Source organism: Microcystis sp. BLCC-F210, from assembly GCF_042134685.1.
Classification (GTDB): Bacteria; Cyanobacteriota; Cyanobacteriia; order Cyanobacteriales; family Microcystaceae; genus Microcystis; species Microcystis aeruginosa_D.
Map to the genome: position 1 here is coordinate 624,906 of NZ_CP169647.1, position 12,629 is coordinate 637,534.

Genomic DNA, 12,629 nt, shown 5'->3' on the forward strand with positions numbered 1-12,629 from the left:
AGCAAGAATTCCCCTGTGGAAAATCTGTGGAAAACCGGAGCTTTTTTCGATCGCTCTTTCCGGGCTAAAATCTATCAATAGCAATAACTTCGCCCATTGCTAGGTTTTTTTGAGCAATTCTGAAAAGATTGTGGAAAAATTGTCAACAGTGAAATTTTTACCCTTTCTCAGCCAATCACATAAGTTGTTGACCATCAAGCTACAAGTTAACAATAGCGAGACTTGAGCCGACCAGCATCTTTCTTAGGGAAAAAATTGCGTAAAATGTAGGCTGGTGATCTTTAAAATGGAACAAGCAGCAGGAAGTTAACAAAACAAAACTCCGGGCATTCCCCGGAATCGATAGACTCAAATAGACAAGGAGACAGGATTGGTTAGCACATCTTCGTATCAAACAACAAAATCGAAAGAAATCTTTACAGCCGCTCAAAAATTAATGCCGGGGGGTGTAAGTTCCCCCGTGCGGGCCTTTAAATCCGTCGGTGGTCAACCCATCGTTTTTGAAAGCGTCAAAGGGGCCTATATTCGCGACGTGGACGGTAACGAATACATCGACTATGTGGGAACTTGGGGGCCGGCTATCTGTGGTCATGCCCATCCCGAAGTGATTGCCGCCCTACACCAGGCCCTAGACAAAGGGACAAGTTTCGGCGCTCCCTGTGTCCAAGAAAATATTCTCGCTGAAATGGTGATTGATGCCGTTCCCAGCATTGAAATGGTGCGTTTTGTCAATTCCGGCACCGAAGCCTGTATGTCTGTCCTGCGCTTAATGCGGGCTTTTACCGGCCGGGATAAAATCATCAAATTCGAGGGCTGTTACCACGGTCATGCCGATATGTTCCTGGTTAAAGCTGGCTCTGGTGTAGCCACCCTGGGCCTACCGGACTCGCCGGGGGTTCCCAAAACCACCACTAACAACACTTTAACCGCCCCCTACAATGACCTAGAAGCAGTAAAAGCCCTCTTTATCGAAAATCCCGACTCTATCGCCGGGGTGATTTTAGAGCCAGTGGTGGGTAATGCTGGCTTTATCGTGCCAGATGCTGGCTTTTTAGAGGGATTGCGGGAATTAACCAAGGAATACGGAGCCTTATTAATGTTTGATGAGGTAATGACCGGATTCCGCATCGCCTACGGTGGCGCTCAGGAAAAATTCGGCATTACCCCCGATTTAACCACCCTGGGCAAAGTTATCGGCGGTGGGCTGCCAGTGGGGGCCTACGGCGGTCGGGCCGATATTATGGCGATGGTGGCTCCGGCCGGCCCGATGTACCAAGCGGGAACCTTATCCGGCAACCCTTTGGCCATGACAGCAGGAATTAAAACCCTCGAGTTACTCCAGCGCCCCGGCACCTACGAATATCTCGATAAAGTGACCAAATCCTTAACTGAAGGGCTGCTGAAAGTGGCTAGAGATGCTGGTCATAGCGTTTCTGGAGGTTATATTAGCGCTATGTTCGGGATGTTTTTCACCGGCTCCCCCGTGCATAACTATGAAGATGCCAAAAAAGCCGATGTGGTTAAATTTGGTCGTTTTCACCGAGGAATGTTGGAAAGAGGTGTTTATCTAGCTCCTTCCCAGTTTGAAGCTGGTTTTACTTCTTTAGCTCACACAGCGGCCGATATCGAACAGACTTTGGCCGCCGCTAAAGAGGTTTTAGCAAGTTTATAATCAATGCTGCTTCAACTGGGAAAATTGATTGATAGAGTCTCAAGTGTTGATGAATTGACATATCCCCGCTTGCAAAAGACGGGGATTCTTATCGGTCAGAGCGATCGCGGTTTCAACCCTGCTCGATCTCGGTAATAATCTATTTTCGAGAGTCTGTCCAAGAAGCATTTAAACTGTACTACCTCATTACTGAAAATTCTTCAGACAAGTGGCTTAAGCTACTCTTTCCCCTCCTTTGTGTTGTTCGTGTCTCTATAGTTTATTTTTAATCCTTCCCATAACCCGACAGAATTGTAAAAGTTATGATCATAAAAAAAAGCTGGGATTATCATTAAAATAGTCCGAATCCTGATCCTAATTTTATGTCCCAGAAAAATGAAATTCTTCCCCTGCTGTTGACGGTTATGGTGACATCGGCAGTTTTAGGAGGAATTGCTTGGTGGTTGCTCAACAAAACCTTTCCCAATCTCAATGATCGATCTAATTCTTCTTCCTCCTCCTCGAATAATCAAATTTCCGAAACGTTAGCTGCGGTTAAAAATGTCCCGGAAGGATTATTTAACTACGGGGGAAGTACCACTTGGGCCCCGATTCGCAAGGAAGTGGACTTTATTATCCAGCAAGTCTGGCCGAAATTTCGCCTCGTCTATACCGATCCCACTGCGGGAACCCCCGGCACCGGCAGCGGTATTCGGATGTTAATCGAGAATCAATTGGCTTTTTCCCAAGCATCTCGATCGCTCAAAGATGAGGAAATACAACGCGCTCAACAACGGGGATTGACTTTAAAAGAGGTTCCCGTGGCTATCGATGGAATTGCGATCGCAGTTCATCCCGATTTACCAGTTTCCGGTCTAACAATTACCCAGTTAAAAGATATTTATACAGGAAAAATTCGCAATTGGCAGCAAGTGGGCGGGCCTAATTTAGCGATTATTCCCTATTCCCGACGCAAGGAAGATGGGGGAACCGTGGAATTTTTTATCGATCAGGTTTTAGAAAAAGCCGATTTTGGGAGTAATATTCAGTACATTTACAGTACAACTTCCGCTCTCAGAAAAGTTTCCCAAAATTTAGGAGGAATTTACTATGCTTCTGCACCGGAAGTAGTTCCCCAGTGTGGAATTAAAACTTTACCCCTCGGTAAAAGCGAAAATAAGTTAGTTGCCCCCTATCAAGAACCTTCGATCCCGTCTTCCCAATGTCCCCAGAAGCGTAATCAACTGAATGAATTAGCTTTTCAAAAGGGAGAATACCCGATCACCCGTCGTCTTTTTGTTATTATCAAACAAAATGGTCAATTAGACGAACAAGCGGGGGAAGCTTACGCTGATTTATTATTAACCGATCAAGGACAGAAATTAATTGAAAAAGCCGGTTTTGTTCCCTTGAGATAATTTAACCAAACTTCTACAAATCTAGGTTAAAGTGAATTTGAGCAATTTTCATGACAACGTTTTTCATACTGAGTGTGCGCTTGATTGGGCGCATCCAGAGGACTGCTACTCCCAGTTTTGTCCAGATTTTCGGCTATCCCGTCGAAATCATCCCTCAGTGCGAACGATTTTTACCGAACAAGCAGGGCATCGATGACAGTGGGATTTACACCTTCTGTCGCTACTATCCCACTTATGTGCAACTGGCAGTAGTAGCCAACAACCCCGACGAGCAAGCCATTTGCGCCCAATACCTGCGTCATAATCGCGTCAGATACTTTGCTTTGATCTAAGATTGAGTCAGCAATATCTAATTGGGAGTCTCAGGCAATGGAACCGATTTCTCTAATTCTCGCTGCGTTGGCTGCTGGTGCGACGGGTGCTGCTAAGGATACGGCAGGAACAGCGGTTAAGGATGCTTATGAGGGTTTAAAAGCGTTGATTAAGAAGAAATTTGCAGAAAAAGGGAAAACAGATGATAGTGATATCGTCGATAAACATGAGAAAAAACCAGATTCAGAGGGGGTAAAAACACTGCTCAAAGAAGAGTTACTTGAAGCAAAAATTGATAGAGATGCAGAGGTTATTAAGACAGCAGAAGCATTACTCAAGCAATTAAAACCTGAAGAATTTGCCGCAGGTAAGTATAATATTAATGTTGGTGGTGATATTAAAGTAATGGTGGGAGATGGTACTTTGAAGGGAATTGCAGGAGATATTAGTGGTGGAGATATTAGTCAGAACATTAATTAGTTGAGGATTATTTAGGAGGGAAATTTATGTCAATTACTGTTGAGGTAGAACTTAAAGATTTTCTAATTCAAATCAATCAAAAGTTAGATAATCTTCAAAAAGATGTTACTGATATTAAGATTGAACTTAGTGAAGTTAAAGGTGAAATTAAGCGTCTGGAGGGAAAAATTGATGGTGTCGAGAAGCGTCTGGAGGAAAAAATTGATGGTGTCGAGAAGCGTCTAGAGGAAAAAATTGATGGTGTCGAGAAGCGTCTAGAGGAAAAAATTGATGGTATTGAGAAGCGTCTAGAGGGAAAAATTGATGGCGTGGAAAAGCGCTTAGAGAATCAAGAGTTTGTCAGTCGAGGGATTTTAGTCGCTTTAATTGTAACAATTTTAGGCGGTTTGGCTAAATTGTTTGGTTTAGTAGGAAGTCCTTAAAGAGTGCTAATTCTAAAACTGCAATTTAAATTTAACTTGAAAAGAATAGTTTTGGGGTAGCAAAAATGACTTATAAAAGTTATTATTTAGAAATAGGAGGTGATGTTAAAGGTCTTAGCGGTGATGGTGAATTTAAGGGAATTGCGGGTGATATTAGTGGGGGTGTAATCAATCAATATATTATTACCCAAAAGTCAGGAGTTGAGATTCAGTCTCAACCCTTAATTACGGGTTCACCTTATTTGGGTTTAAGGAAGTTTGAAGAGGGAGATAAGGATAAGTTTTTTGGAAGAGATAATTGGATTGTTAAGTTAACTGATTATTTAAAGCAAAAGAATGTTTTATTGCTTTTAGGTGCGTCAGGAAGCGGTAAATCTTCTCTCGTGCAAGCGGGTTTAATTCCTAAGTTAAAGGATAATTTGGGTGCGAATAAATTGGTTAATTTAACTTTTGTTCCTGATGTTAATCCTTTTGAGTCTTTCTATGGTTGTCTTTTGGCAAATAGATATAAACAATACCAAGCGAAATTAGCACAAGCTGTTAAGGAAGAGACTTTAATTAATGTGGTTGAAGGATTAAAAAATAATTCCGATTTATGGTTTATTTTTATTGACCAATTTGAGGAGTTATTTACTCGTACACCGAAGACGGAAAGAGATATTTTCATTAAAAGTTTGATTAAATTAATTGAAAAGAATGAGAGTTTAGTTAAAATTGTGATGACGATGAGGGCTGATTTTTTAGATAAATTAAGTCCTTATCCCAGTTTAGGAAAAATCCATGATCAGTATAGCAAGATGTTAACGGATATGGATGAAAGTGAGTTAAGATTAGCTATTGCTGAACCGGCGGCGAGAAATGGGGTAATTTTTGAAAAGGGATTAATTAATCAAATTATTGCGGATTTTTATGAACAGGCTGGCTCTTTACCTCTGTTACAATATACGTTAGATTTATTGTGGCAAAAAGATCATATTCAAGAGCGGGTTTTAAATATTAAGACTTATCAAGAGATTGGTGGGGTAACGGGTGCGCTAGAAAAACAAGCGGATAAAATTTATGGTCAATTTAATGAACAGCAACGGAAAGCATCAGAGGAAATTTTTCTAGAGTTAATTAGTTTAGAAGGGAAAGAAGCGGTTAGCAGAAGGGCGGATAAATCGAGTTTTGAACAGGAGGAAATGCAAAGAGAGGTTCTCTATCAATTAATAGATAATCGTCTTTTGGTGAGTAAGGGAGAAGACGGGAAAGCAACGGTTGAGGTGGCACATGAAGAATTGTTGCGGTGTTGGCAAGTGTTACAGGATTTAATTCGAGAAAAAGAGGAGATAATTGTTCTGAGAAGTCGTTTATATGCTGATGCAAAACAGTGGGATGATTTACAGAAGCAAGATGCAGTAAAAGCGAGTAGTGAGCTTTGGGGAGGTTCTAAGTTAGCTAAAATTGTTGAGTTTCAAAAGAATAATTCTCTGCCTAATTTAGATACTGTGGCGATAGAGTTTATTAAGGCGAGTATTAGTCAAGCTGAACGTCAAAAAAATGAAAAAATTAGAACAGCGCGAAGGATTGCGGCGGTTTCTTTGGTGGCGGTGGTGGTTAGTAGTAGTTTGGGTTGGATGGCTTGGCAAAAAACCAGACAAGCAGAATTTAATCAAGCTGAGTCTCTTGGTAGATATTCCTTATCTCTATTGAATGAACATAAAAACTTGGAGGCTTTCGTCGAAGCGATTAAAGCGGGAAAAATTCTACAAAAGCAGCAGACGTACAACAAGGAGGTGACTAATGCCTTACAGGAACTTCTCAACCGCAAAAGTGAACGCAATCGCTTAGAGGGGCATGATAACTTTGTCCAGAGTGTTAATTTTAGTCCCGACGGCAAGACTTTGGTGAGCGGTAGTGTTGACAAGACTATCAAACTCTGGAATGTAGAAACAGGCCAAGAAATCCGCACCCTCAAGGGGCATGATAACTTTGTCACAAGCGTTAATTTTAGTCCCGACGGCAAGACTTTGGTGAGCGGTAGTGTTGACAAGACTATCAAACTCTGGAATGTAGAAACAGGCAAGGAAATCCGCACCCTTAAGGGGCATGATGGCTATGTCTCAAGCGTTAATTTTAGTCCCGACGGCAAGACTTTGGTGAGCGGTAGTGTTGACAAGACTATCAAACTCTGGAATGTAGAAACAGGCAAGGAAATCCGCACCCTTAAGGGGCATGATGGCTATGTCTCAAGCGTTAATTTTAGTCCCGACGGCAAGACTTTGGTGAGCGGTAGTTGGCAGACTATCAAACTCTGGAATGTAGAAACAGGCGAAGAAATCCGCACCCTCAGGGGGCATGATAGCGGTTTCAATAGCGTTAATTTTAGTCCCGACGGCAAAACTTTAGTGAGCGGTAGTAATGACAGCACCATCAAACTCTGGAATGTAGAAACAGGCAAAGAAATCCGCACCCTCAAGGGGCATGATAGCTATGTCAATAGCGTTAATTTTAGTCCCGACGGCAAGACTTTGGTGAGCGGTAGTATTGACACGACTATCAAACTCTGGAATGTAGAAACAGGCAAAGAAATCCGCACCCTCAAGGGGCATGATGAGCTTGTCAGAAGCGTTAATTTTAGTCCCGACGGCAAAACTTTAGTGAGCGGTAGTTGGGACAACACTATCAAACTCTGGAATGTAGAAACAGGCAAAGAAATCCGCACCCTCAAGGGGCATGATAGCTATGTCAATAGCGTTAATTTTAGTCCCGACGGCAAGACTTTGGTGAGCGGTAGTATTGACACGACTATCAAACTCTGGAATGTAGAAACAGGCAAGGAAATCCGCACCCTCAAGGGGCATGATGAGCTTGTCTCAAGCGTTAATTTTAGTCCCGACGACAAGACTTTGGTAAGCGGTAGTTGGGACAACACTATCAAACTCTGGAATGTAGAAACAGGCAAGGAAATCCGCACCCTTAAGGGGCATGATGGCTATGTCTCAAGCGTTAATTTTAGTCCCGACGGCAAGACTTTGGTGAGCGGTAGTGATGACAAGACTATCAAACTCTGGAATGGGTCAACAGGCAAAGAAATCCACACCCTCAAGGGGCATGATAGAGATGTCTTAAGCGTTAATTTTAGTCCCGACGGCAAGACTTTAGTGAGCGGTAGTTGGGACAAGACTATCAAACTCTGGAATGGGTCAACAGGCAAAGAAATCCACACCCTCAAGGGGCATGATAGAGATGTCTTAAGCGTTAATTTTAGTCCCGACGGCAAGACTTTAGTGAGCGGTAGTGCTGACAAGACTATCAAACTCTGGAATGGGTCAACAGGCAAAGAAATCCACACCCTCAAGGGGCATGATAGAGATGTCTATAGCGTTAATTTTAGTCCCGACGGCGAGACTTTGGTGAGCGGTAGTTTGGACGGGACTATCAAACTCTGGGATGTAAAAACAGGCAAAGAAATCCGCACCTTCAAGGGGCATGATAGAGGTGTCTATAGCGTTAATTTTAGTCCCGACGGCAAGACTTTAGTGAGCGGTAGTGGTGACAAGACTATCAAACTCTGGAATCTTGGGACAGACTGGGGTTTAAGTGATTTAATGGAACGTAGTTGCGATTGGGTGCGGGCTTATTTGCACAATCCTAATTCTGGTGTCAGGGAGGAGGATAGGGGTTTGTGTGATGGGATTGGGGGTAAATCGTCAGTATCAGGATTTTGAGGATTAGAGGATTTTCAGGATGCTCAATCTTAAAAGATTGTCAGGAGTTTCCAAGTAAATAATCCAGTTAATCCTAAAATCCCGTTAATCTTGGTTTAGACTTCTTTGTGAGGATACAGAAGGATTGTAGGGCGATGCAGAAGAGTTGTAGGACAATACAGAAAGATTGTAGGACAATGCAGGACTTAAACGCTTTAATGGGGCGTAGTTGCGATTGGGTGCGGGTTTATTTGCACAATCCTAATTCTGATGTTAGGGAGGAGGATAGGGGGTTGTGTGATGGGATTGGGGGTAAATCGTCAGTATCAGGATTTTGAGGATTAGAGGATTTTCAGGATGCTCAATCTTAAAAGATTGTCAGGAGTTTCCAAGTAAATAATCCAGTTAATCCTAAAATCCCGTTAATCTTGGTTTAGACTTCTTTGTGAGGATACAGAAGGATTATAGGGCGATGCAGAAGAGTTGTAGGACAATACAGAAAGATTGTAGGGCAATGCAGGACTTAAACACTTTAATGGAGCGTAGTTGTGATTGGGTGCGGGCTTATTTGCACAATCCTAATTCTGGTGTTAAGGAGGAGGATAGGGGTTTGTGTGATGGGATTGGGGGTAAATCGTCAGTATCAGGATTTTGAGGATTAGAGGATTTTCGGGATGCTCAATCTTAAAAGATTGTCAGGAGTTTCCAAGTAAATAATCCAGTTAATCCTAAAATCCCGTTAATCTTGGTTTAGACTTCTTTGTGAGGATACAGAAGGATTGTAGGGCGATGCAGAAGAGTTGTAGGGCAATGCAGGACTTAAACGCTTTAATGGAGCGTAGTTGTGATTGGGTGCGGGTTTATTTACACAATCCTAATTCTGGTGTTAAGGAGGAGGATAGGGGTTTGTGTGATGGGATTGGTGAGGAGAAGTGATAATATAGTTACATATTATGGAGGTTTAGAGAAGAAAATGATCTTACTCAATTATTGTGAAAAAGCTTTACAAAAAGCACAATACAAAAGGCTAAATGACGGTACTTGGTTTGCTGAAATAGAAGGCTTTCAAGGCGTTTGGGGAAATGGATTGACCGTTGAAGAATGCCGTCAAGACTTACTAGAAGTTCTAGAAGAATGGATCATTTTAAAATTACAAGATGGCGACCCTTTACCTGTCATAGATGGACTAGAAATTAAAGTTACAACAGTTGCAGAAGTTTAGTTATGCCATCAGCAATTTCTCGCAGAAAATTAATCAGAAAATTGAAAGCTTTAGGTTACACAGGGCCTTTTTCTGGTAGTAAACATCAATTTATGAAAAAGAGTCAACATAAAATTCGCATCCCTAACCCTCATGGAAATCAAGAAATCTCTACAGATTTAGTTAAGGAAATTCTCAAACAAGCGGGTATTAGTGATGAAGAATGGGACAACAGTTAAACAGTATTGGTTATATATTTAGGATTTGATCTTTATGATTCTTTTCATATCGCTTGCGCTGAATATGCTAGAATAGATGTATTGTTAACCACCGATGACAGATTACTGAGAAAAGCCATAAAATACAGTAAATTATTGCAAGTAAAATTAGCAGAATTAAATATCTTAACCAATTAAAAAAGCGAGAAAGTATTAGCAACCCTTCTCGCTTTATTATAACTAAACCAACGCCTCCACAGCTTGCGGAACCACTGCCGTCTCAGTTGTGGTATTTTCCCCTAGGTAAATTCCCAAAGAACGGGCTGTTTTGACGATAAAACCATCAGGATCCACGGGATAGGCACAGCGATTCTCTTGATGACATTTTTTGATAATTTTGATCACCGGTTTCAGAGGCAAACTACGCACTTGTCCCCCGCGCCAAATCACCACGCGATCGAGTTTTCCCTTTTCAATTAATTCTACGGCCTTAATGCCAAAAGCCGTGGCTAACAGTCGATCCATGGCCAAAGGAGGACGACTTCTTTGCAGGTGTCCCAAGGACATGGCCCGCACATCCATGGAATTGAGATAACAGAAGACGGGATCGGTAACGCACAAAGAGCGAGTTTTGTCAACTATTAATTTTTCTAAATAATCGGCAATATACTTCTCTTTTTGGTTATCTTCGTTTTTAACCCCCTCAGAAATGACAATGAGAGCGAATTTACGACCTTGAGCGCGTAATTCTGCCAAATGATCACAACAACCGTCGATGATTGCGGGAGTGAGAGCAGGGGTTAATTCGGGAATAAAAATCGCATCGGCACCCCCAGCAATCCCCGCATGAAGGGCTAAATGACCGGCATCTCTACCCATCACCTGCACAATCATCACCCTTTCGTGACTAGCGGCGGTAAAGGTGAGATCATACAAAGCTTGGGTGACGATATCGACGGCAGTGGTAAAACCGACGGCCCATTCCGTATAGGGAACATCATTATCGATGGTTTTGGGAACCGCGATAATATTCCAATTGCCTTTCTGAGCGAGATCATAGATGATATCAATGCTCCCGTCGCCCCCGACGACGATCAGGGCATCTAATCCTAGCATTTCGTATCCTTGCAGGATTTTCGTGGCAATTTCTGGGTTTTCAGGATGTCCTTTGCTCAAAGAACCCAAGACACTACCACTAAGAAACTGCAAAACGTCTAATCCTTTCAATATCCCGGGTAGGTTATAGCCATGGTGAGTCAGGATCAAATCTTGGGGGTGATATTTTCCCTCGGCAATCTGCATAAAACCATCGGTCCCGTAGGGAATGCCGTACACATCCCAACCCTTTAGTTTTGATGCTTTCACCACGGCACGAATTACCGCATTTAACCCCGGGCAATCGCCACCACTGGTCAGAATACCAATTTTTTTGTTTTGATTCTCGTTCATGGTTATATTCTCTAGGATTTTTTTGTCAGTTATCAGTTATCAGTTACCAGTTACCAGTTATCAGTTACCAGTTACCAGTTACCAGTTACCAGTTACCAGTTACCAGTTACCAGTTACCAGTTACCAGTTACCAGTTACCAGTTACCAGTTACCAGTTACCAGTTACCAGTTAAGTACCTAAGCAAAATTAATTACACATATCTAACCCCCTCTTGCCTTTTGCCTCTTGCCTTTTGCCTATCTTTACTAGGAAATTAATTTTGCACGACTACTTACCAGTTACCAGTTACCAGTTACCAGTTACCAGTTACCAGTTACCAGTTACCAGTTACCAGTTACCAGTTACCAGTTACCAGTTACCAGTTACCAGTTACCAGTTACCAGTTACCAGTTATCAGTGATCAGATGTAAGTTTTCAGTTTTCAGTTAAGTAGCTGGTTATAATTAAATTAAAAATGGATTTTAGGTTCGATCCCCCCTTAATCCCCCCTTGATAAGGGGGGTGTCTGATAATTTTTAACGCCTACCTACTTAAGTTTTCAGTTCACTGATTACTGATTACTGATTACTGATTACTGATTACTGATTACTGATTAAGTACCTAAGCAAAATTAATTACACATATCTAACCCCCTCTTGCCTTTTGCCTCTTGCCTTTTGCCTATCTTTACTAGGAAATTAATTTTGCACGACTACTTACTGTTTACTGATTACTGATTACTGATTACTGATAACTGATCACTGAAAAAAGCTTCCCACTTTTATTTGCTGGTGGTTTGAAAACGTTTCCAAACAGGTTCGTAACTTTGCAAGGCCCTCATGTACTGTACCCGTTCAAAAGCGGTCGGATCTGGGCAATTCATTTGACTCATGCTGCCAATTAACTGCTCGATCGATTCGTATTCATTTTCTTCCAACCAATGCAATAAACCCTGTTCGATCTTGGTAATTTCCTCCAAACCGTGGCGTAATAAAACACTAACTAACATAGTAGCTTTTGCCCCCACCATCATCATTTTGATCACGTCGATGGCGTTATGAATACCACTGGTAGCGGCAAAATCCGTCGCTACACGACCATAAAGCATGGCAATCCAGCGCAGGGGTAAACGCATTGCTTGGGGATTACTGAGGATAATATTGGGGTGAACATCTAAGGTGTCTAAGTCGATATCCGGCTGATAGAAACGGTTAAATAATACCAACCCATCGGCTCCCGCTTCCGCTAATTGTTTAGCCATATTAGCCGTATTGCTAAAGTAGGGACTTAACTTCATCGAGACGGGAATTGATACCTCCGATTTGACAATTTTGAGGATATCAATATAGTTTTGTTCGACGTGATTTCCGGTTAATTCTAGGTCGTTGGGAACATAATAAACATTCAACTCCAAAGCATCAGCGCCCGCTTGTTGAATTTGAATGGCATACTCTAACCATCCCCCAGAGGTCTCACCGTTGAGACTGGCAATAATGGGAATATCGACCATTTCTTTGGCTTTGCGAATATGGTTGAGATATTCGTCGGAACCAACGTGAAAAACCTCTGGTTCGGGAAAATAAGTCAAAGCTTCCGCAAAACTCTCGGCTCCGTGGGTAAAATGATGGTGTAGAGCCAGTCTTTCCTGTTTAATCTGCTCCTCGAAAAAGGAGTGTAAAACCACGGCAGCGGCTCCAAAGTCTTCCATTCTCTTGATATTGTCGATATCCTCGCTCAAGGGTGCGGCCGCACCGATAACTAACGGCGATCGCAATTGTAAACCCATGTAGGTAGTGTGTAGATTCATAA

General features: G+C 42.2%; 11 protein-coding genes. 9 read left to right on the top strand and 2 right to left on the bottom strand.

What is annotated here, in order from left to right; translation table 11 throughout:
- Positions 1-370 precede the first annotated feature (370 nt).
- The 9 genes from hemL (at position 371) to ACE3JL_RS03150 (ending at position 9,412) form a co-directional block, all read left to right on the top strand.
- On the top strand, positions 371-1,672 hold the full coding sequence (hemL, locus tag ACE3JL_RS03110; protein WP_271992449.1) for a glutamate-1-semialdehyde 2,1-aminomutase: 1,302 nt from the start codon (positions 371-373) through the stop codon (positions 1,670-1,672).
- A gap of 362 nt (positions 1,673-2,034) precedes the next feature.
- Positions 2,035-3,069 (top strand): PstS family phosphate ABC transporter substrate-binding protein, encoded by a 1,035-nt coding sequence (locus ACE3JL_RS03115; RefSeq protein ID WP_375328822.1) that lies wholly within the window; start codon positions 2,035-2,037, stop codon positions 3,067-3,069.
- A 50-nt stretch (positions 3,070-3,119) separates the two neighbouring features.
- The gene (locus ACE3JL_RS03120) at positions 3,120-3,401 is read left to right on the top strand and encodes a hypothetical protein (protein ID WP_375328823.1); all 282 of its coding nucleotides are present in this window, start codon (positions 3,120-3,122) and stop codon (positions 3,399-3,401) included.
- 37 nt (positions 3,402-3,438) lie between these two features.
- A complete protein-coding gene (locus tag ACE3JL_RS03125) occupies positions 3,439-3,861 on the top strand; it encodes a hypothetical protein (RefSeq protein WP_375328824.1) in 423 nt (140 codons plus the stop codon).
- A gap of 26 nt (positions 3,862-3,887) precedes the next feature.
- Complete coding sequence (locus ACE3JL_RS03130; RefSeq protein WP_002769767.1) at positions 3,888-4,283, top strand: hypothetical protein; 396 nt, start codon at positions 3,888-3,890, stop codon at positions 4,281-4,283.
- A gap of 65 nt (positions 4,284-4,348) precedes the next feature.
- Positions 4,349-7,993, top strand: coding sequence for an NACHT and WD repeat domain-containing protein (locus ACE3JL_RS03135; RefSeq protein ID WP_375328825.1), 3,645 nt, complete (start codon positions 4,349-4,351; stop codon positions 7,991-7,993).
- Positions 7,994-8,761: 768 nt separating this feature from the next.
- A complete protein-coding gene (locus ACE3JL_RS03140) occupies positions 8,762-8,908 on the top strand; it encodes a hypothetical protein (RefSeq protein WP_375328826.1) in 147 nt (48 codons plus the stop codon).
- A gap of 37 nt (positions 8,909-8,945) precedes the next feature.
- On the top strand, positions 8,946-9,194 hold the full coding sequence (locus ACE3JL_RS03145; protein WP_375328827.1) for a type II toxin-antitoxin system HicB family antitoxin: 249 nt from the start codon (positions 8,946-8,948) through the stop codon (positions 9,192-9,194).
- A gap of 2 nt (positions 9,195-9,196) precedes the next feature.
- Positions 9,197-9,412, top strand: a complete 216-nt coding sequence (locus tag ACE3JL_RS03150) for a type II toxin-antitoxin system HicA family toxin (RefSeq protein ID WP_375328828.1) — start codon at positions 9,197-9,199, stop codon at positions 9,410-9,412.
- A 219-nt stretch (positions 9,413-9,631) separates the two neighbouring features.
- Here the strand turns inward: ACE3JL_RS03150 and ACE3JL_RS03155 are convergent, their stop codons facing one another.
- Both ACE3JL_RS03155 and ACE3JL_RS03160 read right to left on the bottom strand, forming a co-directional pair.
- Positions 9,632-10,840 carry an ATP-dependent 6-phosphofructokinase gene (locus tag ACE3JL_RS03155; protein ID WP_375328829.1) on the bottom strand — a complete coding sequence of 403 codons (1,209 nt, stop codon included), beginning with the start codon at positions 10,838-10,840 and terminating at the stop codon, positions 9,632-9,634.
- Positions 10,841-11,601: 761 nt separating this feature from the next.
- Positions 11,602-12,627 (bottom strand): dihydroorotate dehydrogenase-like protein, encoded by a 1,026-nt coding sequence (locus ACE3JL_RS03160; RefSeq protein WP_271987658.1) that lies wholly within the window; start codon positions 12,625-12,627, stop codon positions 11,602-11,604.
- Between the last annotated feature and the right edge of the window lie 2 nt (positions 12,628-12,629).